General features: G+C 67.0%; 21 protein-coding genes. 9 read left to right on the plus strand and 12 right to left on the minus strand.

Translation table 11 applies throughout. The annotated features are described in order from the left end of the window. The first annotated feature begins 13 nt into the window (after positions 1-13). Positions 14-604: an imidazoleglycerol-phosphate dehydratase HisB gene (hisB, locus tag KBY75_RS00265; RefSeq protein WP_255022520.1), complete on the plus strand. Its 591-nt coding sequence runs from the start codon at positions 14-16 to the stop codon at positions 602-604. Here hisB and KBY75_RS00270 read toward each other — a convergent pair. From KBY75_RS00270 to KBY75_RS00290, 5 genes are read right to left on the minus strand one after another with little or no spacing between them, the layout of a single operon-like run. Further along, positions 601-1,434 carry an LpxI family protein gene (locus tag KBY75_RS00270; protein ID WP_255022521.1) on the minus strand — a complete coding sequence of 278 codons (834 nt, stop codon included), beginning with the start codon at positions 1,432-1,434 and terminating at the stop codon, positions 601-603. The genes hisB and KBY75_RS00270 overlap by 4 nt on opposite strands. A gap of 47 nt (positions 1,435-1,481) precedes the next feature. Then, a complete protein-coding gene (gene hisS / locus KBY75_RS00275) occupies positions 1,482-2,780 on the minus strand; it encodes a histidine--tRNA ligase (protein ID WP_255022522.1) in 1,299 nt (432 codons plus the stop codon). 39 nt (positions 2,781-2,819) lie between these two features. Next, positions 2,820-3,839 (minus strand): NAD-dependent epimerase, encoded by a 1,020-nt coding sequence (locus KBY75_RS00280; RefSeq protein ID WP_254935190.1) that lies wholly within the window; start codon positions 3,837-3,839, stop codon positions 2,820-2,822. Then, entirely contained in the window at positions 3,836-4,780 is a 945-nt protein-coding gene (locus KBY75_RS00285) for a UDP-glucuronic acid decarboxylase family protein (protein WP_255022523.1), read from the minus strand. The genes KBY75_RS00280 and KBY75_RS00285 overlap by 4 nt, the downstream gene beginning before the upstream one ends. A gap of 3 nt (positions 4,781-4,783) precedes the next feature. Then, a complete protein-coding gene (locus tag KBY75_RS00290) occupies positions 4,784-6,187 on the minus strand; it encodes a nucleotide sugar dehydrogenase (protein ID WP_255022524.1) in 1,404 nt (467 codons plus the stop codon). A gap of 52 nt (positions 6,188-6,239) precedes the next feature. On the opposite strand from KBY75_RS00290, the gene galE reads away from it, so the two are divergent. From galE to KBY75_RS00315, 5 genes are read left to right on the plus strand one after another with little or no spacing between them, the layout of a single operon-like run. Continuing rightward, a complete protein-coding gene (galE, locus tag KBY75_RS00295; RefSeq protein ID WP_255022525.1) occupies positions 6,240-7,283 on the plus strand; it encodes a UDP-glucose 4-epimerase GalE in 1,044 nt (347 codons plus the stop codon). Then, complete coding sequence (selD, locus tag KBY75_RS00300; protein ID WP_255022526.1) at positions 7,273-9,354, plus strand: selenide, water dikinase SelD; 2,082 nt, start codon at positions 7,273-7,275, stop codon at positions 9,352-9,354. Before galE ends, selD begins: the two co-directional genes overlap by 11 nt. Before the next feature lie 53 nt (positions 9,355-9,407). Then, positions 9,408-10,436 (plus strand): SIS domain-containing protein, encoded by a 1,029-nt coding sequence (locus KBY75_RS00305; protein WP_255022527.1) that lies wholly within the window; start codon positions 9,408-9,410, stop codon positions 10,434-10,436. Continuing rightward, positions 10,433-11,263 (plus strand): 3-deoxy-8-phosphooctulonate synthase, encoded by an 831-nt coding sequence (gene kdsA, locus KBY75_RS00310; RefSeq protein ID WP_106632223.1) that lies wholly within the window; start codon positions 10,433-10,435, stop codon positions 11,261-11,263. The genes KBY75_RS00305 and kdsA overlap by 4 nt, the downstream gene beginning before the upstream one ends. Beyond that, complete coding sequence (locus tag KBY75_RS00315; protein ID WP_396097710.1) at positions 11,260-11,820, plus strand: KdsC family phosphatase; 561 nt, start codon at positions 11,260-11,262, stop codon at positions 11,818-11,820. Before kdsA ends, KBY75_RS00315 begins: the two co-directional genes overlap by 4 nt. Here the strand turns inward: KBY75_RS00315 and kdsB are convergent. The 6 genes from kdsB to KBY75_RS00345 all read right to left on the minus strand — a co-directional run bounded on the left by kdsB (position 11,817) and on the right by KBY75_RS00345 (position 18,596). After that, on the minus strand, positions 11,817-12,596 hold the full coding sequence (gene kdsB, locus KBY75_RS00320; RefSeq protein ID WP_255022528.1) for a 3-deoxy-manno-octulosonate cytidylyltransferase: 780 nt from the start codon (positions 12,594-12,596) through the stop codon (positions 11,817-11,819). The genes KBY75_RS00315 and kdsB overlap by 4 nt on opposite strands. A gap of 42 nt (positions 12,597-12,638) precedes the next feature. Beyond that, positions 12,639-13,856 carry a CCA tRNA nucleotidyltransferase gene (locus KBY75_RS00325; RefSeq protein WP_255022529.1) on the minus strand — a complete coding sequence of 406 codons (1,218 nt, stop codon included), beginning with the start codon at positions 13,854-13,856 and terminating at the stop codon, positions 12,639-12,641. Further along, positions 13,857-16,253: a UvrD-helicase domain-containing protein gene (locus KBY75_RS00330; protein ID WP_255022530.1), complete on the minus strand. Its 2,397-nt coding sequence runs from the start codon at positions 16,251-16,253 to the stop codon at positions 13,857-13,859. It lies immediately after the preceding gene. A 10-nt stretch (positions 16,254-16,263) separates the two neighbouring features. Continuing rightward, the gene (locus tag KBY75_RS00335; RefSeq protein WP_255022531.1) at positions 16,264-17,313 is read right to left on the minus strand and encodes a glycosyltransferase; all 1,050 of its coding nucleotides are present in this window, start codon (positions 17,311-17,313) and stop codon (positions 16,264-16,266) included. Between the two features lie 33 nt (positions 17,314-17,346). Further along, a complete protein-coding gene (locus tag KBY75_RS00340; protein WP_255022532.1) occupies positions 17,347-18,060 on the minus strand; it encodes a heme oxygenase (biliverdin-producing) in 714 nt (237 codons plus the stop codon). 77 nt (positions 18,061-18,137) lie between these two features. Next, positions 18,138-18,596, minus strand: coding sequence for a hypothetical protein (locus tag KBY75_RS00345; protein ID WP_255022533.1), 459 nt, complete (start codon positions 18,594-18,596; stop codon positions 18,138-18,140). Positions 18,597-18,679: 83 nt separating this feature from the next. Here KBY75_RS00345 and KBY75_RS00350 point away from each other — a divergent pair, with 83 nt between their 5' ends. Genes KBY75_RS00350 through KBY75_RS00360 form a run of 3 tightly spaced genes read left to right on the plus strand, consistent with a single transcriptional unit; the run spans position 18,680 to position 22,805 of the window. After that, positions 18,680-20,125 (plus strand): NADP-dependent isocitrate dehydrogenase, encoded by a 1,446-nt coding sequence (locus KBY75_RS00350; protein WP_255022534.1) that lies wholly within the window; start codon positions 18,680-18,682, stop codon positions 20,123-20,125. Continuing rightward, complete coding sequence (locus tag KBY75_RS00355; RefSeq protein ID WP_255022535.1) at positions 20,122-21,420, plus strand: (Fe-S)-binding protein; 1,299 nt, start codon at positions 20,122-20,124, stop codon at positions 21,418-21,420. Before KBY75_RS00350 ends, KBY75_RS00355 begins: the two co-directional genes overlap by 4 nt. Next, the gene (locus KBY75_RS00360; RefSeq protein ID WP_255022536.1) at positions 21,417-22,805 is read left to right on the plus strand and encodes an APC family permease; all 1,389 of its coding nucleotides are present in this window, start codon (positions 21,417-21,419) and stop codon (positions 22,803-22,805) included. Before KBY75_RS00355 ends, KBY75_RS00360 begins: the two co-directional genes overlap by 4 nt. On the opposite strand, the gene KBY75_RS00365 is transcribed toward KBY75_RS00360, so the two are convergent. Further along, the gene (locus KBY75_RS00365) at positions 22,802-24,139 is read right to left on the minus strand and encodes a four-carbon acid sugar kinase family protein (RefSeq protein ID WP_255022537.1); all 1,338 of its coding nucleotides are present in this window, start codon (positions 24,137-24,139) and stop codon (positions 22,802-22,804) included. The two genes, KBY75_RS00360 and KBY75_RS00365, sit on opposite strands and share 4 nt — an antisense overlap. Positions 24,140-24,144 lie beyond the last annotated feature (5 nt).

A 24,144-nucleotide genomic window follows, 5' to 3' on the forward strand; every position in this document is an offset into this window, starting at 1 on the left:
GTGAACACGCACCATGCGCACAGGCGAGATCCACCGCGTCACCGGCGAAACCGATGTGCGCGTGCAGCTCAACCTCGACGGCACGGGCCGCTGCCAGGTGAGCACCGGCGTGCCCTTCCTCGACCACATGCTCCACCAGATCAGCAGCCACGGCCTGCTCGACCTGGAGATCAAGGCGGTGGGGGACACCCACATCGACGATCACCACACCAACGAAGACGTAGGCATTGCCGTGGGCCAGGCCCTGGCCCAGGCCCTGGGCGACCGCCGCGGCATCCACCGCTTCGGTCACTTCGTGGCGCCGCTGGATGAGGCCCTAGTGCAGGTGGCGCTCGACTGCTCCGGCCGGCCCCACCTCAGCTACGGGCTAACGATCCCGGCCCAGAAGATCGGCAGCTACGACACCGAGCTGGTCAAGGAGTTTTTCGTGGCGGTGGCCAACAACGCCGGCCTCACCCTGCACGTCCGCCAGCTCGATGGGGTGAATTCCCACCACATCGTGGAGGCCTGCTTCAAGGCGTTCGCCCGGGCGCTGCGCCAGGCGACGGAGCTCGATCCGCGCCGGGCAGGTGCGGTGCCGAGCAGCAAGGGAATGCTGGCTTAACCCTGATTAGACTCCCGCGACCACAAAAACAACCCCAGCCGCTCGGCGTCCGCCATCGTTTGCTCCGCATCCAGCAGCAGGGCGCTGCGGGCTTCCCAGGCGATGCCCGCCAAACCAGCCGCCGCGGCCTTAGCCACGGTGGTGGGTCCGATGCCGGGCAGGTCCATGCGCCGGTCCTGGTTGAGCTTGGGGGCCTTGTAGAGCACGCCAGAGCGGCCCGTTTCCGGTCGCTCCGGGCGCGTGGCGGCTACCCACTCGAGCATGGCGTCGGTGCCGGGCAGCGCTTCGGTGGCCAGGCACAGCCCCTTAGCCACCACCGCTCCCTGGCCCACATCCACCTGGGAAATGGCCTCCACGATGTAGGCGGCGCGCTCCACATCGGCCCGATCCAGATCGCTGGGCACGGTGCTGGCATACAGGCCCGGCTCCGGCAGCAAATTTGGAGCCACATCTTCGATGCCCACCACCTTCAGGCCGTGCTCCTCGATGATCTGGGCCAGGGCCCGCAGGGAGGCATCGTCGCCATTGCGCAGCGACGCCAGGATGCGCGGCGCCGCCATCAAGGTGGAGCCCTCGAAGCGCAGCAAGTTGAGCGAGCGCGGCCGCACAAACTTGCCCACCATCACGATCTGCTCGATGCCGCGCTGCTGCAGCGACTTGATGAAGGCGATCGAGCGCTCGAAGAAAAACTCCTCAGCCGCCGGCACCTCCACCTCTAGGCCATGGGGATAGCAGGCGATGTGGGGCCGTCCCGCACGGCTGAGAGCCTCCGAGAGCATCCGAGGCAACACGCCCTCACCAGCAATGATCGCGACGGTCGGATCACCCATCAGGGCCGAAACTGCTCCGCGGCTTGTTGCTTGGCTAGTCAAAGGCCCTACACCCTGGCCTGGCCCCCATCGGTGGACAGGTCCTGTGGCGTCATGGCCTCAAGCAGGGCCTCAGGGGTGAGTCGCTGATCGGCTTGCTCAGTGCCAGCGCGCAGATCCTTGAGCCCCACCAGCCCCTCTAGCGCCTCCTGCTCGCCGATAACCGCCGCCCAGCGGGCACCGGAGCGGTCGGCCCGCTTGAACTGCTTACCGAAGGCCGCGCCACTGGCATCCCTCTCCACCGCCAGTCCGGCCTGGCGGCAGCGCCGCGCCAGGGCCAGAGCCAGCGCTGCCGCGGCCTCGCCACGGCTGACCACATAAAGATCGAGGGCGGGGGCGGCAGCCAGCGGGGCCTCGGCCTGGCTGAGCAGCAACACCAGCCGCTCCATCCCCAGGGCCCAGCCGATCGCCGGCGTGGCCGGCCCGCCCAGCTGCTGCACCAGGCCGTCGTAGCGGCCACCACCGCACACGGTGGCCTGCGCCCCCAGCTGGCTGCTGGTGATCTCAAAGGCGGTGTGGCTGTAGTAGTCCAGGCCCCGCACCAGCCGGGGGTTGAGCACAAAAGGAATCCCCAGGGCCGAGAGGGCCTGCTGCACCGCCGCAAAGCGGGCCTGGCTCGCGTCGCTGAGAGCGGACGCCAGGCTGGGGGCCGCCGCCAGCAGGGCCTGCGTATCGGGGTTCTTGCTGTCCAGCACCCGCAGGGGGTTGCTGTGGATGCGGGCCTGGGAATCGGCATCGAGCTGGTCGCGCCGCTGCTCCAGCCAGGCCACCAGCAGCTCGCGGTAGCGGGCCCGGTCTTCGCTGCTGCCGAGGGAATTGAGCTGCAGCTCCAACCCGCCCACCCCCAGCTCGGCCAGCAGATCCCAGGCCACGGCAATGGCCTCCACGTCACTGCAGGCATCGCCAAAACCGAGCAGCTCCAGCCCGATCTGGTGGAACTGACGCAGCCGGCCCGCCTGGGGGCGCTCGTAGCGGAACATCGGCCCGCCATACCAGAGGCGCTGGGGGCCCTGGCTCAGCAGGCCGTGCTGGATCGCCGCCCGCACCACCGACGCCGTGCCCTCCGGCCGCAGGGTGCAGCTGCGCTCACCGCGATCGAGAAAGGTGTACATCTCCTTGCCCACCACGTCGGTGGCCTCGCCGATGCCGCGGGCAAACAGCTCGGTGACCTCCAGCAGGGGGGTGCGGATCTCAGTGATGGCACTGCGGCGGAAGTGCTCGCGGGCCGTAGCTTCCACGTGCTGCCACAGGCGAATCTGCTCTGGCAGCAGATCGGCCATGCCCCGCAGGCTCTGCAGCGATGCCAAACCGAAAGCAGCAAGTGGGGTGAGTCTGCCTGCCGGCGCTCAGGCGTAGCTGGCTTGATACCAACGGGCGAAGCGTTCAACCCCCACCTCAATAGAGGTGGAGGGACTAAAGCCCACCCAGGCCTCGAGCAAGCTCGTATCGGCAGCGGTGGCCTCCACATCGCCGGGCTGCATGGGCTGCAGGTCGCGGATCGCCTGCCTACCTAAAGCCCGCTCGAGCAGATCAATGAAATACAGCAGCTGCACCGGCTGGCTGTTGCCGATATTGAACAAGCGGTGCGGCGCCCAGCTGGTGGCAGGGTCTGGAGCCGCGGTGTCAAAACTGGGATCGGCGCTGGCCGGCTTATCGGCGCAGGCGATCACCGTGGTCACGATGTCGTCGATGTAGGTGAAATCGCGGCGCATGCGGCCCTGGTTGAACACCCGAATCGGCTCCCCCGCCACGATCGCCTTGGCAAACAACATCGGCGCCATGTCGGGCCGGCCCCAGGGGCCGTACACGGTGAAAAAGCGCAGCCCCGTGGCCGGTAGCCCATAGAGATGGCTGTAGGTGTGGGCCATCAGCTCACTGGCCTTCTTAGTGGCCGCGTACAGGCTCACCGGGTGGTTCACCGGCTGGTGCTCCGTAAACGGCAGGTTGGTGTTGCCGCCATACACCGAGCTACTGGAGGCATACACCAGATGCTCAACGCCGTGGTGCCGGCAACCTTCCAGGATCGAACCAAACCCCACCAGGTTGCTCTGCAAGTACACCGCAGGGTTCTCAAGGGAGTAACGCACCCCGGCCTGGGCTGCCAAGTGGATCACCAGCCGGGGTCGTTCGCGGGCGAAGAGGTCCGCGATGGCAGATCCGTCCTCCAGCTCCAAACGCTGAAAGCACCAGGACTCCCTGGGGGCAGAGGCCTCGAGCCGGCTCAGCCGGGCCTGCTTCAAGGCGGGGTCGTAGTAGCTGTTGAGGTTGTCTATCCCCACCACCCGTTCACCCCGGGCCAAAAGCCGCTCACACACCGCCGCACCGATGAAGCCGGCCGCACCGGTCACCAGCACGGGGCGACTCATGGGGCCAAAAGCTGGCGGAAGTAAGCGATCGTGGGCTCCAGCCCCTGCTCCAGCGCCACCGTCGGCTGCCAGCCCAGCTCGCGGGTGGCCAGCTCGATCACCGGTTGACGTTGCAGAGGATCATCCGCCGGCAGCGGTTCACAGGTGAGTGGCAGCTCCGGATTAATCCGGGAGCGCACCAGCTCGGCCAGCTGGCGGATCGTGAATTCACCCGGGTTGCCGATGTTGATCGGGCCGGTGTGCTCCCCGTTCATCAGCCGGATCAGCCCCTCCACCAAATCATCCACGTAGCAAAAAGAGCGGGTCTGGCTGCCATCGCCATAGAGGGTGAGCGGCTGGCCTTTAAGGGCCTGCACGATGAAGTTGCTCACCACCCGGCCGTCATCGGGCAGCATCCTTGGCCCATAGGTGTTGAAGATCCGCGCTACCCGGATCTCCACCCCATGCATGCGCCGGTAGTCGAAGCACAGCGTTTCGGCGATCCGCTTGCCCTCGTCGTAGCAGCTACGGATGCCGATCGTGTTCACGCAACCCCGGTAGCTCTCAGGCTGGGGGTGCACCTCCGGATCGCCATACACCTCACTTGTGCTGGCCAGCAGCAACCGCGCCCCCACCCGCCGCGCCAGGCCCAGCATGTTGTAAGTACCCAGGAAGCTGGTTTTGGCGGTCTTGATCGGGTTGTGCTGGTAGTGCACCGGCGAAGCCGGGCAGGCCAGGTGCCAGATCCGGTCCACCTCCAGCCGGATCGGTTCGGTGACGTCGTGGCGGATCAGCTCAAAGCGCGGATGGCCGATCCACTGGGCCACATTGGCTTTGCGGCCAGTGAAAAAGTTGTCGAGGCAGATCACCTCCTCGCCGGCCTCCATCAGCCGGTCCACCAGGTGCGAGCCCACAAAACCGGCGCCGCCGGTGATCAGGTTGCGGGTAAGGGAGGCGGGCATGGCTCAGCCCTCCCCCACGGTCCACACCTGCAGCCCCGCGGCACGGGCTAGGGCGCCGTCGGCCTTAGCGCGCGCATCAAACAGCCAGGCCGGCTGGCGCATCACCGCCGCCACCTGCAGCCAGTCGATCACAGCAAACTGCTGCCATTCGGTGAGCAGCAGCAGGGCATCGGCGCCGCTGGCCGCCTGCTGCACCTCCGGCACCTGCTGCCAGCTGCCCTCGCCAGCGCCGGCCGGTTGACCCAGATCCTGAGCTATCTGGCTCTCGCTCACCTTGGGATCGACGATCTGCAGCACCGCCCCCTCCTCCAGCAGGTCCCGGCAGATCCGGATCGCCGGTGATTCCCGCGTGTCATTGGTATCGGCCTTAAAAGCAAACCCCAGCACCCCAATGCGCTTGCCGCTCACCGTGCCAAACAGCTTGCTGATCACCAGCCGGGCTATGCGCTGTTGCTGCCAGTGGTTCAGCCTCACCACCTGCTCCCAGTAGGCCGCCACCTCCTCCAGCCCGTAGTGCCGGCACAGGTAGACCAAATTCAAGATGTCCTTCTGAAAGCAGCTGCCGCCAAAGCCCGGACCCGCCTGCAGAAACTTCTCGCCAATGCGGCTGTCGGCGCCAATCGCCCGGGCCACCTCGCGCACATTGGCGCCAGTGGCCTCGCAGAAAGCCGCAATGCTGTTGATCGAGCTGATCCGCTGCGCCAAAAAGGCATTAGCCGTGAGTTTTGAGAGCTCGCTGCTCCAGAGGTTGGTGCGCAGGATCTTCTGGGGCGCCACCCACTGGCCGTAAATCGCCGCCAGGGCTTCGATCGCCTCGGGGTCCTGGCCGCCGATCAGCACCCGATCTGGCTTCTCCAAATCGGCAATAGCTGTGCCCTCCGCCAGAAACTCCGGATTGGAGAGCACCGAAAAGCTCTTGGCCGGCTGGGTTTCACCTACATCACTGCCCTCAGATGCGGAGAGGATTTGCTGAATCACCTCAGCGGTGCGCACCGGCAGCGTGCTTTTCTCCACCACGATCGTGTGACCGCGGGCAGCTTTTGCGACCGTGCGGGCACTCGCCTCCACCCACTTCAGGTCGCTGGCCTGGCCGGCACCAAGCCCTTTCGTTTTGGTGGGTGTGTTCACCGAGATGAACACCAGATCCGCCGCAGCGATTGCCTCCTCCACAGCCGTGGAAAAGTGCAAATTGCGGCCCCGGCAGCGGCCCACCACCGCATCAAGACCCGGCTCGTACACCGGTAGACGGCTGAGATCGGCGCCATTCCAGGCTGCAATCCGCTCAGCGCTGAGGTCCACCACAGTCACCTGCACATCCGGGCAGCGATCTGCAATCACCGCCATCGTCGGGCCGCCCACATAGCCCGCTCCGATGCAGCAGATGGAGTGGATGGTGGGCAATCCCATGGAACTCACATAGCCAGAACGAGAGACTATTCCGTAAGCACGAATTACCTCCATGGCCCAGCTGTTGATCACCGGAGGTGCTGGCTTCATCGGCAGCCACAGCTGTCTGATGCTGCTGGAGGCGGGCCACAACTTGGTGGTGCTCGACAACTTCGACAACAGCTCACCCGAGAGCCTGAAGCGCGTGCTCGAGCTCGCCGGCCCCTCCGCAGCAAGCCGGCTGCAGGTGGTGGAGGGCGACATTCGCTCCGCTGCAGATCTGGAGCGGGCCTTCGAGGCAGCCCCGGCCGGCCAGCCAATCACAGCCGTGGTCCACTTCGCCGGCCTCAAGGCGGTGGGTGAATCGGTGCGAGAGCCGCTGCGTTACTGGGAGGTGAACCTCTGTGGCTCGCGCCAGCTGCTGGAGGCAATGCAGGCCCATGGCTGCCGCAGCCTGGTGTTCAGCAGCAGCTGCACGGTTTACGGCCTACCCGAACAAACACCGATCAGTGAATCTGCCGCCATCCAGCCGATCAACCCCTACGGCCACAGCAAAGCCGCGGTGGAACAGCTGCTGGCCGATCTGGCGGCCAGCGAAGCAGGCTGGCGCATCGCCCGGCTGCGCTACTTCAATCCGGTGGGCGCCCACCCCAGTGGCCGCATCGGCGAAGACCCCAGGGGCATACCCAACAACCTGTTCCCCTTTGTGAGCCAGGTGGCGGTGGGGCGTCGCGACTGCCTGCAGGTATTTGGCGGCGACTGGCCCACCCGCGATGGCAGCGGCATCCGCGACTACATCCATGTGATGGACCTCGCTGAGGGGCACCGGGCCGCCTTGGACGTGCTGCTGGCCGAGCCCCCCCAGCTGCTCAGCCTCAACCTGGGCAGCGGCCAGGGCCACTCGGTGCTGGAGGTGGTGCGGGCCTTCGAGCTCGCCAGTGGCCGTTCAGTTCCCTACACCGTTGTGGAAAGGCGAGACGGAGACGCGGCCAGCACCGTGGCCGATCCGCGCCTGGCAACTACACGACTCGGCTGGCGCACCCGCCGCTCCCTGGAGGAGATGTGCCGCGACGGCTGGACCTGGCAGCAGGCCAATCCCGAGGGTTATGGCAGCTGAAGCAAGGCTGGTGCTCGCCGGTGGCGGCCATAGCCACGCCCTGGTGCTACGCATGTGGGCGATGGGCCGGCAGCGGCCGGCCGCCTGGATCACTCTGGTGAGCCGCCACAGCACCACCCTCTATTCGGGCATGGTGCCGGGGCTGGTTGCCGGTCTTTATGAGCCAGCCGACTGCGCCATCGACCTGCGCCGCCTTTGCCTGCTGGCGGGGGTGACCTTTGTGCAGGCAGAGATCACGGCGATTGACCCCGAAGGTCGGGAGCTGGCACTGGCGGGGCGGCCCAACCTGCGCTGGGACTGGCTCAGCCTCGATGTGGGCGCAGAAACCAGCGCCGTAACTCATGCGGCCATGGCGGTAAAGCCCCTGGAGCCCTTCTTGCTCTGGTGCAGCCAGCCCAAATCAGGCAGCGTCCGCATTCGCGGTGGCGGTGCCGCAGCCGTAGAGGTGGCCCTGGCCCTACGGGCGAGGGGCCAGCAGCCCAAGCTGCAGCTACGCGGCACCCAGCTGAATCTGGGCTCAAAGGCAGCCAACCGATTGGGGGGGCAGCTACTGGAGAGCGCCGGCATTGCCATCGAGGCCAACTGCCCGGACGCCGCCGCCGCCGACCTGGCCTGCACTGGCAGCCGCGCACCCCGCTGGCTCGCCGCCTCAGGCCTGGCCTGCAACAGCGAGGGGCGCCTGCTCACTGAGGCCTGCCTGCAGGTACGGCAGCAGCCGAGGTTGTTCGCCAGCGGCGACTGCGGCGTGATCGCCAGCAAGCCCAGGCCCGCCTCCGGTGTCTGGGCTGTGCGCTGCGCCCAAACCCTGGCCCACAACCTGACGGCAGTGGTGGCAGGCCGCCAGCTGCGGCCCTGGCGGCCCCAGCGCTGGGCGCTGCAGCTGCTGGGCGATGGCAGCAACACCAGGCCCCAGGCGGTGGCCTTCTGGGGTCCATGGGCCCTGGGCCCCAGCCCGCTGCTGTGGCGTTGGAAGCAGGCCGTGGATCGGCGCTTCATGGCCGGTTTCAGCGAGCTGAAGGCCATGGACCCAGATGGGGGCGCAGCGATGGCATGCCGGGGCTGCGCCGCCAAATTGGCCGCCAGCCCCCTGCAAGACGCCCTGGCGCGCAATGGCCTCGGCGGCGGCACCCCGGGCAGCGCCGAGGACGCCGCGGTGATCGCCCAGGCAGGCGATGGGTCCCTGCTGCTGCAGAGCGTCGATGGCTTTCCAGCGCTGGTGGCCGACGCCTGGCTCAATGCCCGGCTCACCACCCTGCATGCCTGCAGTGATATCTGGGCCAGTGGCGCCCAGGTGGAAAGCCTGCAAGCGGTGGTCACCCTGCCTGAGCTGGCTCCCGCCCTGCAGGCAGACCTGCTCAGCGACACCCTGGCCGGCATCCAATCGGTGCTGCAACCGCTCGGGGCCCGCCTGATCGGCGGCCACAGCCTGGAGGCCCGCGACAGTCAAACCAGCCCGGCCAACCCCGCTGGCCTGAGCTTGGTGCTGAGCGTGAACGGCAGGGCAGCCGCTGGGCGGCACTGGGGCAAGGGGCCCTTGCGCAGCGGCGATGGGCTGTTGCTGTGCCGGCCCATCGGCACTGGGGTGCTTTTTGCCGCGGCCATGGCTGGAGCCGCCCAGCCCCAGTGGATAGATGCCGCCCTAGCCCAAATGCAGCAATGCCAGGCAAGCCTGGTGGAGCTACTAAACCGCCGCGGCTGCCGGGCCTGCACCGACGTGACCGGCTTCGGGCTGTTGGGCCATCTGGGCGAAATGCTGGCCGCCAGCCCAGCAAACTGCCGCGTGACGCTGGCGGCAGCAGCTATCCCGGCCCTACCTGGGGCCTTAGCCCTGCTGGGCGCAGGCTGGGCCAGCAGCCTGGCCCCTTCTAATGCCAGCGCCCTGGCCCTACTGGGGGAGCGGATTGAGCTCCAGGGGCAAGCCGATGCAGCGCATCAAGCCCTGCTGCTTGATCCCCAGACCTGCGGACCCCTGCTGGCGGCGCTTCCAGGCGACCAGCTGGCTGCGGCCCTGAGCGATCTGCAGCAAGCAGGCTTTGGCGAAGCCGCTGTGATCGGCCAAGTGCACACCTAAAAGGCAGCGCGCCGAACCGCCAGCGACAATGGCTTATCTGCGAGACCTGCGTCTTGTCTGCCCTTACCCGCTGCCTGGAAGAAGAAGCAGCTGCCATTGCCGCCGCCGCCCAGCGCCTCAGCAGCGAACAGGTGGAAGCAGCCCTGGAGCTGCTGGAGGGGTGCCGCCAACGCCGCGCCAAGCTTGTCCTTACGGGTGTGGGCAAGAGCGGCATAGTCGCCCGCAAAATTGCGGCCACCTTTTCCTCTATCGGCCTTACGGCCGTATTTCTCAATCCGGTCGATGCCCTGCACGGCGATCTCGGCATCGTGGCTGCCGACGACGTCGCCCTGCTGCTCTCCAACAGCGGTGAAACCGAAGAGTTGCTAGCGATCCTGCCCCACCTGCGCCGCCGCGGCACGGCCCTGATCGCCCTGGTGGGGCGTCTGGAGTCCAGCCTGGCTAATGGCTGCGACGTGGTGCTGGATAGCTCGGTGGATCGGGAGGTTTGCCCGCTGAACCTGGCTCCCACAGCCAGCACGGCGGTAGCTATGGCGATTGGCGACGCCCTGGCGGCAGTGTGGATGGAGCGGGCAGGCATATCGCCCGAAGACTTCGCCATCAACCATCCAGCCGGCTCCCTCGGCCGCCAGCTCACCCTCACCGTGGCCGATCTGATGGTGCCGGCAACAGCTCTGGACGGGCTCTCTCCCGAGGCACCCCTGGCTGAGGTGATAGGGCGGCTCACCGAAGGCAGCAACGGCAAAGGCAGTCTTGGGGCTGCCTGGGTGCGAGCCAGCGCAAACCCCGAACTGATGGCCGGGCTGATCACGGACGGAGACCTGCGTCGCACCCTGCAGCACCATGACCCGGCCAGCTGGGGCACCATCCGCGCCGACGCCATGGCCACTGCTGACCCGATCACGGTTACGCCCCAAACACTTGCAGTCGCAGCCTTAGAGCTGATGGAGCGCAATCCTCGTAAAGCCATTTCGGTGCTGCCAGTTGTGGAGCCCTCCCAACCTCACCAGCTGCTTGGCCTGTTGCGGCTGCACGATCTGGTGCAGGCTGGGTTCAGCAGTACCGCCGCGGAGCGCCCATGACGGCCATTCCCTTCACCTTGATCGCCGGGCCCTGTGTAATCGAAAGCCGCGATCTGGTGCTGCAGATCGCCGAGCAAGTGAGCACGATCTGCGCTCGCGTCGGCATCCGCTACATCTTCAAAGCCAGCTTCGACAAAGCCAACCGCAGCTCCGGCAAGTCGTTTCGCGGCCCGGGCCCCGATGAGGGGTTGAAGATCCTCCAGGAGGTGGGCCAGAGCTTCGGGGTGCCCGTGCTCACCGACATCCACGAGAGCTGTCAGGCGGCGGCGGCGGCCCAGGCCGTGGATGTGCTGCAGATCCCCGCCTTTCTCTGCCGTCAGACCGACCTGCTCGAAGCCGCCGCCAAGGCAGTGGCCGGCACCAGCAAGGTGGTGAACGTCAAAAAGGGGCAGTTTCTGGCGCCCTGGGACATGGCCCAGGTGGTGAACAAAATGCAGGAATGCGGGCTAGATCCCGCCAGCGGCCGCCTTTGGCTCACCGAGCGAGGCACCAGTTTTGGCTACAACACCCTTGTGGTCGATTACCGCAGCTTCCCCCAGCTCCAAGCCCTGGGTTGCCCGGTGATCTTCGATGCCACCCACGCCGTGCAGCAGCCCGGCGGTCGTGGCACCAGCACCGGCGGGCAGCGGGAGTTTGTGGCACCACTTGCCAGAGCTGCCGTCGCCGTGGGGGTGGACGGTTTGTTTATGGAGACCCATCCAGACCCCGACAACGCCCTGAGCGACGGGCCGAACATGGTGCCGCTGCACCGGCTCGAGGCCCTGCTCAGCCAGCTGCTGGCCCTGCGTCAAGTAGTGGCAGCCGGTGTGGCCCCAAGCAGCCTGTGATCCGCCAGCTGCTGCAACGAACCCTGCTGCGGCGCCGGAATCTTGCAGCGATTGAACTACTGGTTTGTGACGTTGACGGTGTCCTCACCGATGGCGGCTTGCACTACGACGAGCAGGGCCAGGTGGTGAAGCGCTTCGACGTGCGCGACGGCCTGGCGATCCGGATGCTGCAGCAAGCAGGCATTGAGGTGGCCTTTCTAAGCGGCGGGCGCAGCGGCGCCATCGAGCAGCGGGCCCGGCATCTTCACGTCAATCACTGTCTGGTGGGCGTCGGCGACAAGCTCAGCGCCCTAAGCCAGCTCCAGGCCAACCTGCAGCTGGAGCGCCAGCAAACCGCCTTCATCGGCGACGACCTCAACGACCTAACAGTGCGCCCGGCTACGGGTCTGCTGATCTGCCCCGCCGACGGCGCCCGCGGCCTGCGCCGCCAGGCCGACTGGGTGCTGCGCCGCCGGGGGGGGGATGGGGCCGTGCGTGAACTAGCTGAAGCCCTGCTGCTGCAGCGGGGGCTGTTGCAAAGCCTCAACCGCGAGGGCTGGCGAGACGGCAACGCCTAGGCGCCGGCTAGGGCGCGGGCCTGCTCCAGTTGCTCCGGGGTATCCACCGAGAGGCAGTCCTGCGCCACCTCGTAGGTGAGCAGGGGGATACCGGCGTCGATAAGCCGCAGCTGCTCCAACTTCTCCAGGTCTTCGAGCCGGGAATGGGGCAGGGCCGCCCAGCCAGCCAACACGTCGGCCCGATAGCCATAGAGGCCCACATGGCCCCAATAGGTGGTGTGCTGGGCCCACTGCTCCGACGGCACCCCGCGCAAATGGGGCAGGGCACTGCGGGAGAAGGTGATGGCGCGGCCGTCGCGGGCCCGCAGCACCTTCACCACATTGGGATCGTGCAACTTGTCGGCTGTGAGGGGATAGACGGGCGTGAGCACCGGCGGCCGCTGCAGCTGGGCAAACTCAGCCGCCATCGCCTCGATAATCGCCGGATCCAGCAGCGGCTGGTCGCCCTGGACGTTGATCACCAGGGTTTGGTCAAAATCAGAGGCCGCACCCCCCGCAGCGGCCACCAGCTCCGCCACCACGCTGGCCAGGCGTTCACTGCCGGAGCTGCAATCAGGCGAGGTCATCAGCACCGGGAAGCCCCAGCCTTCGGCAACAGCGCGCACCTGGTCGCTGTCTGTGCACACCACCACGGCCGCCACACCCTGGGCCTGCCGGCAGCGCTCCAACACATGCTGGAGCATGGGCTTGCCGGCAATATCGGCGAGCAGCTTGCCGGGCAGCCGCGCCGATTCCAGCCGGGCCGGTACGGCCACCACCACTCGGGGAGCAGACATCTGGTCAGTCATCCCGCCACGCTAACGAGGGGTCTGCCGCGCTCAGATCCGCTCCAAGCGCAGCCGCTCGGCCCGCAACTGGCGCAGCCGCTGGCCCAACTCGGGGCCTTGCCTCATGCCAGCAGCCAGCAGGTCGGCGGCGGTGAGCTCGGCCTTGACCTGGCGCCAGCGCAGCAGCCAGCGCAGCAGGGGCCGGCGCGGGCCGCTGCCACAGGCCAGGGCCAGGGCCACCGCTTCTGGACTGCAACCAGAAGCCTCCAGCAGGGCGCACCAGTGCTCGGGCAGCGCCGGAGATCCCTCGAGCTGGTGCTCCACCAGCCGGCGCCGCAACTCCAACCATTGCGCCAGCAGGCGGTGCTGGCGGTGGGGCAACTGCAGCCGCTCCGCCAGGGCAAGGGGCTGGCGCGCTCCCGCCACCAGGGCCACCAGCAGCGGCAACCCCAGCCGAGCAGCCCAGCGCAACCGCCGCGGCCACTGGGTATCCGCCTGCAGCGCCGGATCAAGCAGCGCCAGAGCGCCCCAGCGCTGCAGGGCCCCCAGCGCCGCCGGCCAGGGCTCGCGCTCCAGCAGCAACTCCAACTCCATCCGCAGGCGCGTGCCCAGGGCTGACGGCGCCTCAGCCGGCGGATCACCCTGGCGCCAAGGCCAAGGCCACTGGGCCAGGGTGGCCGCCGCCTGCTCGGCGCTCAGCGCCTCAAGCTCCAGACCTAGCCGCGCCGCATAGCGGGCACCGCGCACCAGCCGGGTGGGATCGTCGCGAACGCTGCCGTGATGCAAAAAGCGCAGCTGGCGCAGCTCCAGATCCGCCTGGCCTCCATGGGGATCGAGCAGGGTGCCACTGACCAGATCCAAGGCCATGGCGTTGATGCTGAAATCACGCCTGGCCAGGTCATCGGCCAGAGAGCCGAAGCTCACCTGAGGATTTTCGGCTGGCACCGGGTAGGTCTCGCAGCGGGCGGTGGCCACATCCAGCAGCACCTGCTGGCCGTCCAGGCTGAGTTCGAGCTCAACGGTGCCGTATGCCCCGTGCTCCTGGCAGCGCTGCACCACACCCTCGCCCAGCTGGCCAGCCAGGTCCTTAACCAGCTCTGAAGCCCGGCCCTGCACCACCAGGTCCAGATCGGGCAGCCCCCGCCAGGGATCGTTGTGCAGCCGGTGCAGCAACAAATCCCGCACCGCCCCACCGACCAATGCCACCGGCCCAACCCCTGCCCGGCTCAGGGCTGTCAGCAGGGGCGCTGAAATGCCGGGGATTTCCACCTAGACCGGCTCGATCGGCGCCAGACGCGGGTCAAGGATTTTGGGCCCCATCCCCTGAAATTTCACGGCAATCGACACCTTCTCACCACTGCCAAACAGGTGGGTCACCTGACCTTCGCCAAAGCTGCTGTGGCGCAGCCGGTCCCCCACCGCCCAGGTTTTGGCAGCCGCCCGGCGCCGCACCGCATTGGCGGGAGCACCGGCCACACCGCCACCGGCCACCTGGCGTGAATCCTCGCGATCCACGCGGGTGAGCCGCTCCAGGCGCTGCTCACGGCGAATGGAAGCTCCACCGCTATGGGGAATATCCCCCTGGATCAGGGCGCTGGGCAGCTCCGAAAGAAACACCGAGGGCACCGCCGGCTCGCGCATGCCACCCCAAAGCCGCCGCTCACTGGCATGGGATAGAAACAGCCGCTCCTTAGCCCGGGTGAGGCCCACGTAGCAGAGGCGGCGCTCCTCCTCGAGAGCAGAGGGGTCTTCCAAGGAGCGATAGCTGGGGAAGAGGCCCTGCTCCATGCCCACCAGGTACACCACCGGAAATTCCAAGCCCTTACTGGCATGCAGGGTCATCAGGGTGACCCGGTCCTGCTCGGTGTCCTTGCTGTCAGCGTCGCTGGCCAGGGCGGCTGAGGCCAGGAAATCCTCCAGGGAGCCCTCCTCGTTTTCCTCCTGGTATTGGAGGGCGGCATTCACCAGCTCATTGAGGTTGCGGCGCCGGTCTTCCGCTTCATCGGTGCCTTCGGTGATCAACTCGGCCACATAGCCGCTCTGCTCCATCACCCGCTGCACCAGTTCAGACGGGGCGATGTCTTGAGCGCAGGCCTGCAAGCCGTTAATCAGCTCGCAAAACTGCAGCAACCCCTTGGCCGAGCGGCCGCCCAAAGAACGCACTGCTTCAGCATCACGCACCACTTCCCAGAGGGGAATGCCGAGCTGGTTGGAAGCGTCGGTGAGTCGCTCGATCGTGGTTTTACCGATACCGCGCTTGGGGGTATTGAGCACCCGCAACAGGCTCACGGTGTCGGCGGGGTTCACCAGCAGCTTGAGGTAGGCGAGCACATCCTTGATCTCACGGCGGTCGTAGAAGCGCAGCCCCCCCACCACGATGTAGGGGATGCCCCAGCGCACCAGCGACTCCTCCATCGCCCGCGACTGGGCATTGGTGCGATACAGCACCGCCATATCGCCCCAGCTGAGATCGGGGTGGGCGGCCTCGAGCATGCGCATGCGATGCACCACCGCCTCGGCCTCGGCGATCTCGTCATCGCAGCGGGTGAGGGAGATCAATTCACCCTCGCCTCGGGTGGGCCGCAGCACCTTGTCGATCCGCTCGGAGTTGTGGGCGATCAGGGCATTGGCCGCCTCCAGGATCGTGGCGGTGGAGCGGTAGTTCTCCTCCAGCTTCACCATCGTGGCGGTGGTCTCACTGGCGGCCCCGTCACCGAAGTCGTCTTGAAAGCCCATCAGGATCGTGAAATCGGCGGCGCGGAAGCTGTAGATGCTCTGGTCCGCGTCACCCACCACAAACACCGAGCGCCCGTCCCAGTCGTCGTAGTCGGAGGGTTCACGACCGTTGGTCACCAGCAGCTTGATCAGGTCGTACTGGGTGCGGTTGGTGTCCTGGTATTCATCCACCAGCACATGGCGAAAGCGCCGGTGCCAGTAGTCGCGGACCTGCTCGTTCTGACGCAGCAGCTGCACCGGCAGCAGCAGCAGATCATCGAAATCGAGGGCGTTGTTGGCGGCCAGGGCGCGCCGGTAGCGCCGGTAGGTCTCCGCCATCAACCGACCCCGCTGGCCGCCGGCATCGGCTTCCAGCTGCTCGGGCATCCAGCCCTGGTTCTTGGCGTTGCTGATCGCCCAGCGCACCTTCTTGGGCTCAAAGCGCTTGGGATCTAGCTGCAGCTCCTGGGTGACGATCTCCTTGATCAGGCTCTGCACGTCGTTCTCGTCGTAGATCGAGAACTGGCGCGTCCAACTGAGGCCTTCGGGATCCTTGAACTTGTCGATGTCGAAGCGCAGCAGCCGGGCGAACAGGGCGTGGAACGTACCGATCCACAGCTCCTTGATCACCTCGCGGTAGATGCGCGAGCGCAGCTGGCGCTGCTCCACCGCCGGCAGGGTGCTCCAGGGCTGGCCAAACTGGCTCTGGGCCAGCTTCTGAGCCAGCAGCAGCTCCAGCCGCTCCTTCATCTCGCGGGCCGCCTTATTGGTGAAGGTGACCGCGAGCAGATGGGCCGGATCGGCGCCGTGGTGGCCGATCAGGTGGGCGATGCGGTGGGTGAGGGCGCGGGTTTTGCCGCTGCCCGCACCGGCCACCACCAGCAGCGGACCGGTGTGGTGGTCCACCGCCTTGCGCTGGGCGTCGTTGAGGCCGGCGAGAAATGCGCTCATTCCTGAGACCCTAGGCAAGGCGACGAGCCAACCTCTGCCGCCACCGCTCCAAGCGCAGCTGGAGCAGGGAAGGGGGCCTGAGGGGTGGCTCACCGGCCTGCAGCCGATCGATGTGGATGTTGATCGCCTCCAGGGCCTGGCGCCAGCGCTGGCGCAGCCGCGGTTCACTGAGCTCATCAAGCAGCTCTTCCAAGCGGCGCGGCCCAGGCAGCCAGGCGGCTGGATCGGCCACCGCCGCAGCGATCCGCTCCCCGTCGGCGGCCAGGCTGCCCATACCGATCTGGTGGGCCAGGTCCCCGGGGTCGAGGTTGTCAGCCAGGGCGTGATTAAGGCTGCTGAACAGCACGCAGCCACAGGCCAGGGCCTCGATCGGCGGCAGACCAAAGCCCTCGCTCACACCACTGCAGCGCCAGTGGTCGGCGGAGTCGTAAACCACCACCTTGGCGCTGTTGAACAGCCCCACCAGATCCTCCACCCAGCCGTCCTGCACCAGCACCGTGAGCCCCCGGGCCCGCAGGGCTGGCACCAGCTGCTCCAGCACATAGGCGCTGGTTTTGCGCCGCTGGATCAGCACATCAATCGAGCGGCCGCCCGGCGCCGGCTCAGCGCCGAAGTTGTGGGGGCGATCACCGCGGGCGATCCAACTGGCCTCCAGGGCGTTGGGCACCAGGAACAGCGGATTGCGGCTAGCCCATTGGCCCCAGTAGCCCAGGGTGTTGCGGCTCACTGCCAGCACCGGCACCCCAGGTGGCAAGCGGAAGCCGTAGCCGCTGCTGTGGGCGTGGTATGCCACCGGCCGGCCCCGCAAGGCCCCCAACTGGCGCGGCACATCAAAGCCCCAGCTCACGATCCACAGGGCGGCGGTGGCGGCGGGGCTGCCTAGGGGTTCAGCACGGAGCAGATCGTCCAGGTAGGGCAATCCGGGCTCCCGCTGCCGATAGGTGACCAGTTCTGTTGGCACCAGTTCGGCCAGCAGCCGGGCCGTCTGCTGCTCCACCAGCAGGCCGCCGCAGCGGTAGCGACCGCTGGTGCCTGGCACCAAAAAGCGAAGGGGACGCAAGACGCTCAGAGGCTGCGGCCCGCCAACTCTGGCTCAGGCCGCCGCCACTTCCGTGCTGCCGGAACGCTGACGGCGGGTAAGGAAACCAAACAGCACCTTGCCAATGGCGGCGATCAGATTGCCTTCCAGTTCCTGGAACATGGTCATGTTGAGGTGGAAGGCGTGGTTGGCCTCCTCCACAATGCGGTCGGCCATAGCCTGGTCGATTGGCAGGGCGTCGAGGGTGGTGCGGTAGTTGGCCTTAAAAGCCTTCTCATCGGGGATAGCAGCGAATTCGTAGAAACGCAGGCCATCGTGCTCGCCCAGGCCCATCGCCTTCTGGGCGATGTTCTTGAGGATCTGGCCGCCGGAAAGATCACCTATGTAGCGGGTGTAGTGGTGACCCACCAGCAGCTCCGGGCACTCCCGCGCCACCTGGTGCAGACGCTCTACGTATTGCTGGGCGCCAGGGGTGGGTTGGACCGCATTGCGCCAGTCGCCACCGAAGTAAAAGGCAAGATCCTGCTCGAGACTTTCGCGCCGATTCAGCTCTGGGAAAGCCACCGGGCCCACCACCGGATGCTCCCTAAGCCGGCCAAACTCCTCCTCCATGGCGGAGTACACGAAATAAAGGTCGGCCACCAGGGTGCGGTAGCTGGCCTTATCCACCACCCCCTTGAGGAAGCAGCTCACGAAGCCGGTGTTCTCCGCCATCGTGTGGGCCTTTTTAGTGCCTTCACGCAGTTGGGAAGCAAGGGCGACGGCCATCTGACGGGGGCGTTGTACGGGCGAGGCGCCAAGTTAGGCGGGAGTTTTACCGGGGCGCCTGGCAAGGTTGCGAAGGGTTACGCCGCCAGGTTCTGATCGGCCTGCTCGGCGCCACCGAAGAGATCAAACAGCTCCCGGGAAAACTGCTGCAACTTCTGCGCCACCTCGGCCTGGGGCAGGTGACTGCCCGACGGCTGCCAGTCGCCCACGGTGGCCAGCCGCCAGCGCTCGCTCTCGTAGGTGAGGCCCCGGATCGTCACCCCCAGCAGGCGAGGGCGTTCAGGCCTGCTCCGCCCCGGGGCCCCGTCCAGGCGCAGCTGCACCAGAAATGAGCGGCACTGGCTGCGCGGACTCCAACCCGGTAGATGAAAGGCGAGATCCAGGCTCTCCTGCTCGGCAAAGGCACGGGTCAGAGCGTCGTCGCGCCAGGGGGTGAGGTTGGCTCGGGCATCGGGGAAGTGGACGCGAAACAGGCTCGCCGCCGCAGCGATTGCCTGGGCAAGTTCCAGGGATCGGGCCTGATCGGCGGCATTCATGCCGTTTCCCCTGAGCAGAACCGCAACATGCCTGAAACCTAGGCTCGCCGCACCGCTCAGGCCGAACAGGTCCGTAACAGCCCATGGCAACCCCTAGCGCCGCCAGCTTTGAGAAGCTCACCGCCCCTGCCAACGGCACCGCAATTCGCTTCGAAAATGGTCAGCCGATCGTGCCCAACGATCCGATTGTTCCCTTCATCCGCGGTGATGGCACGGGCGTAGACATCTGGCCCGCCACCCAGAAAGTGCTGGATGCGGCGGTGGCCCAGGCCTACGGCGGTGAGCGCCGCATTGAGTGGTTCAAGGTGTACGCCGGCGACGAGGCCTGCGACCTCTACGGCACCTACCAGTACCTGCCGGAAGACACCCTGAGCGCCATCAAGCAGTTCGGCGTGGCGATCAAGGGGCCCCTCACCACACCGATCGGCGGCGGCATTCGCTCCCTCAACGTGGCCCTGCGCCAGATCTTCGATCTCTACTGCTGCGTGCGCCCCTGCCGCTACTACGAGGGCACCCCCAGCCCCCACAAGCGCCCTCAAGACCTGGATGTGATCGTGTACCGCGAAAACACCGAAGACATCTATATGGGGATCGAGTGGGAAGCGGGCGATCCGGTGTGCCTCGATCTGATCAAGCACCTCAATGAGGTGGTGATCCCAGCCAACGGCAAGCTGGGCCAGCGCCAGATCCCAGCGGGCTCCGGCATCGGCATCAAGCCCGTGAGTAAGCACGGCAGCCAGCGCCACATCCGCAAGGCGATCCAGCACGCCCTGCGCCTAGAGGGCGACAAGCGCCACGTGACCCTGGTGCACAAGGGCAACATCATGAAATTCACCGAGGGTGCCTTCCGCGACTGGGGCTACGAACTGGCCAGCACGGAATTCCGCGATGTCTGCATCACCGAGCGGGAAAGCTGGATTCTCGGCAACCTCGAAAAGGATCCCGGCCTGAGCATCGAGGCCAATGCCCGCATGATCGAGCCCGGCTACGACAGCCTCACCCCCGAGAAGAAAGCCGCCATTGATGCCGAGGTGCAGGGCGTGCTCGATGCCATCGGCACCAGCCACGGCGGTGGTAAGTGGAAGCAGATGGTGCTTGTTGACGACCGCATCGCCGACAGCATCTTCCAGCAGATCCAAACCCGCCCCGCCGACTACTCGATCCTCGCCACCCTCAACCTCAACGGCGACTACATCTCCGATGCGGCCGCAGCCGTGGTGGGAGGCCTGGGCATGGCCCCCGGCGCCAACATCGGCGACAACGCTGCGATCTTCGAGGCCACCCACGGCACCGCTCCCAAGCATGCCGGCCTCGATCGCATCAACCCCGGCTCAGTAATCCTCAGCGGCGTGATGATGCTCGAGTTCATGGGCTGGCAGGAGGCCGCCGACCTAATCACCGCGGGCCTGAGCGCCGCCATCGCCAATGGCGAGGTGACCTACGACCTAGCCCGCCTGATGGAGCCTCCCGTGGAGCCGGTGAGCTGCAGTGGCTTTGCTGATGCTGTGATCCGCCACTTCGGCGGATGAACACCGACCCCTGCGTGCACTGCGGCTTCTGCCTGCCCACCTGCGCCAGCTACCGGGTGCTGGGAACGGAGATGGATTCACCCCGGGGCCGCATCTACACCCTCAAGGCGATCGCCAACGGTGAACTGAGCCTCGACGCCACCGTGGCGAAACACTTCGACAGTTGCCTGGGCTGTCTCGCTTGCGTGACCGCCTGTCCTTCAGGGGTGCGCTACGACCAAATGATCGAGGCGACGCGCCCCCAGCTCAACGCCCCGGAACTGCGCAGCTCCGCCCAGCAAGCATTTCGCAAGCTGCTGTTTGCCCTGCTTCCCTACCCTGCGCGGCTTCGGGCCCTGCTCACGCCGCTGCGCCTTTACGCCGGCACCCCCCTGCAGGCCCTGGCCCGCCGCAGTGGGCTCACCCGCCTGTTCGGCCCCCAACTGGAGGCCCTCGATCAGCTGCTACCTCCCTTAGTGCCGGCTGGCTTCCGCGACGACTTCCCCCTAGTAGTGCCCGCCCAGAGTCCTCGCCGCGCCCGGGTAGGGCTGGTGCTGGGTTGTGTGCAGCGTTTGTTTGATCCAGCCGTGAATCAGGCCGCCGTGCAGGTGCTGAGCGCCAACGGCATCGAGGTAGTGATCCCGCCAGCCCAGGGTTGCTGCGGCGCCGTGACCCACCACCAGGGGGAACTCAGCCAGACCAACGAGCTGGCAATCGGCTTAATCCAAAGCTTTGAGGCCGTAGTGGGCCCAGGCAAGCCCGCCGGAGCCGAGCCTCTCGACGCCGTATTGGTGGCAGCCTCCGGTTGCGGCCACACCATGAAGGCCTACGGGCGGCTCACCGGCAGCAGCTTCTCTGCCCCGGTCGCGGACATACAGGAGTTCTTAGCCGAGCTCGGCCTAAGCCAGCCATTCCTCGCCGCCCTCAAGCCCCTGAGCCACGCTGACGGCGAGCCAGCCAGCGCCAAACGCCCGCTCCAACTGGCTTATCACGACGCCTGCCACATGCTGCATGGCCAGGGCATCAGCAGCCAGCCCCGGGCCCTGCTCAATGCCATCCCCCACATCCAGCTGCGCGAAGCGACGGAAGCGGGAGTGTGCTGCGGCAGCGCCGGCATCTACAACCTGGTGCAGCCTGAGGAGGCCGCCGCCCTTGGCCAGCTCAAGGCCAAAGACCTAGCTGGCACCGGTGCCGAGCTCGCTGTTAGCGCCAACATCGGCTGCAGCCTGCAGATCCGGCGCCACCTGCAGGAGCTGCCCCAGCCAATCCCGGTGCTGCATCCGATGCAGTTGCTGGAGCAGAGCTACAGCGGTTGAGCCAACCCATCCCCGACCAGCCGCCAATCAACAAGGCCCCTAAAGGCCGCCTGCTGAACATTCTGGGAGTTGGTTTTGGCTTGGCCGGTGCCGTGGGCGGCACGATCGGGGCCGGCATCCTGCGCACTCCGGGCCTGGTGGCAGCCCAATTGCCCTCGGCGGAGCTGGTGCTGGCCGCCTGGCTGGCCGGCGGGCTCTATGCCCTGCTGGGGGCGGTGTGCGTTGCCGAATTGGCGGCAGCCTTGCCAAAGGCCGGCGGTTGGTACGTCTACGCCGAGCGAGCCTTCGGCAAGCGAGTGGGCTTTCTGGTGGGCTGGACCGACTGGCTGGCCCACTGCATCGGCCTGGCCTGGGTAGCCACCACAGTGGGGGAATACGGCCAGGCCCTGCTGCCCGCCGCGATCCCCCAGGAGCCCTACACGGTCCGAATCCTGGCGCTGCTGGCCATCGGCCTGTTCAGCCTGATTCAGCTACGGGGCCTGCGGGCCGGCAGCGCCAGCCAGGAATTACTCAGCCTCGCCAAGGCGGTGGCCTTTCTGGCCCTAGTGGCGGCGTGCTTCCTGCTGCCCATCCAGGCGGCGCCCCCTATCGCGCTATCACCGCCTGCGCCCATGGCGATCGCGGGCTGGCGGAGCCTGAGCCTGGCAGTGGTACTGGCCCTACAGGCAGTGATCACCACCTACGACGGCTGGGCCAGCCCCGTTTATTTCGCTGAAGAATTCAGCGAGCCGGGGCGAGATCTGCCCCGCTCCCTGATCGGCGGGGTACTGGCGGTGCTGGTGCTTTATCTGCTGATCAACCTGGCCCTGCTGCATGTGCTGCCCATCGCCCAGCTGGCCAGCGCACGCCTGCCGGCCGCGGACGCGGCACGGGCCCTGGCTGGACCGCTGGGTGGCCTGCTGATCACCGCGTTAGCGCTTGTGTCCCTGCTAGGCCTGATCAACACCGTGGTGATGGCCGCCCCACGGATTTTGTTTGGCCTCAGCCGCGACGGCCTGCTGCCGAGCTTTGTTGCCCAAGTGAAAGGGGGCGGCACCCCGAGCGCGGCCCTGCTGCTCACCAGTACGGCCGCCGCGGCCCTAGTGCTGGCCGGCTCCTTCGAGCGGCTGCTGACCATGGGCGCCGTGTTCTACGTGAGCCTGCCGCTGGCGGGCATTGCCTCCCTGGTGACCCTGCGCCAGCGGGAGCCGGAGCTGCCCCGCCCCTTTCTCACCTGGGGCTACCCCGTGTCCCCCCTACTGATCACGGCGGTGTCCCTGGCCTTCCTGATCGGCAGTACGGCCAACGACTGGCTAAGCAGCCTTGCCTCCGTAACCCTGGTGGCCATGGGCTACGGCGTCTGCCTGTTGGCGGAGCGACGACCCCTAGCCGAGGAGACGAATTAATCCGCGCTTTCCAAGCCCTCCATCCAGCGCCAGGCCAGCTGCAGCGTGTCCCCATCACCGAGGTTGCCAGGGAAGGTGAGCACCGGCAGAGGCTCTGGCAGATCAGCCAGCACTAAGGAAAGCCCCGGCAGCAGCTGGCCTTGCAACTCGACAGCCGCCAGAGCCAGACCATCGGCCAGCAGGGTGTGGGTGGTGATGCCCCCCTTGCTGATCAGATAACCCAGCTGGGGGGCCAGGGCAGCAGCCAACCGGGCCATCAGCGCCGCCAGAGCGTCGCCTAAGCGGCGGCGCTGCGCCACTGATGAGCACTGGAGCTCACCCCGGCTTGTGTACAGCACCGGCGTTTGCCCCTGAGCCAGCACCCGCCGCAACTGAACCAACCAGTCGGCCTCCAGGGAAGCCAGCAGGGGCTCCGGCAGGGGGCCTTCCAGCAGCCGCGCCAGCTTGGCGACGGGCAGCTCCAGCCCCACGCAGCGGGGCTCCGTCAGCAGCTGGGTAAGCTGGGCATCAGCCAAAGGCACGTGGGAGCCCACCAGCACCAGCCCTGGCTTGGGGCGGCGCAACCGGGCCAGGGCAGCTCCAGCCAGGGGCTGGGGCGGCAAAGCCGCTAAGGCCTGGATCCAACTGGCCGCCGACTGGGAAAGCACCGCCCGCGGCCAGGCCTGGCGCACCACCTGGGCCAGGGCGGCCAATTGCTCAGGTCGCTCCCCGTCAACGGCCACCACAGGCCCGCCATCTAGGGCCGCAAATCGCTCCGCCAGGGCCTGGCCGCCATCGCTTAGGGCGTAATCCAACTCGGCGCCCGTCAGACGCTGGACCTGGTGAGCGGCGATACGGCCCCCACTTTTTTCCTCCACCCAAACCGGTAGATCGCTGCTGGCGTAGCCAAACAGGCGGTCGCGGGCGAAGGCGGTTTCGTGCACGGGCTGGCCGTGCAGGCGATGCACCCCCTCCACGGTGGTGCGTCCCCCCTCAAAAAAAGCCGGGATCAACAAGGTGGCCGCAAAGGGGCCGAGCTCGGCCGCTATCACCTCCACCTCCAAAGGAAAGTGGCCCCGCAAGGTGGAGTCGCCGCGACTCACCAGCCACCAACGCTCAATGCCTGCCAGGGGCAGGGCCGCAGCCAGGGCCCGGCAGATCTGGCGCACCCGCTCCGCGGCCGCTTCCGGCGCTAGGGCCCGGGTGTTAGCCAGCAGAAACAGCAGTGGCGAAGGGTGCCGCAGCCCCTCCGCCAAGGTGGCGGCATCCCAGCGCAGCAGCAGCGGGCAGCTGTGCACCGTCTGGGAGCCGGTGGGGTCATCGTCGATGACGATGATTTTGGAGGAGGCGGCCATGGCAC

It is taken from the genome of Cyanobium sp. T1G-Tous (assembly GCF_024345455.1).
In the GTDB taxonomy this organism is placed as follows: Bacteria; Cyanobacteriota; Cyanobacteriia; order PCC-6307; family Cyanobiaceae; genus Cyanobium_A.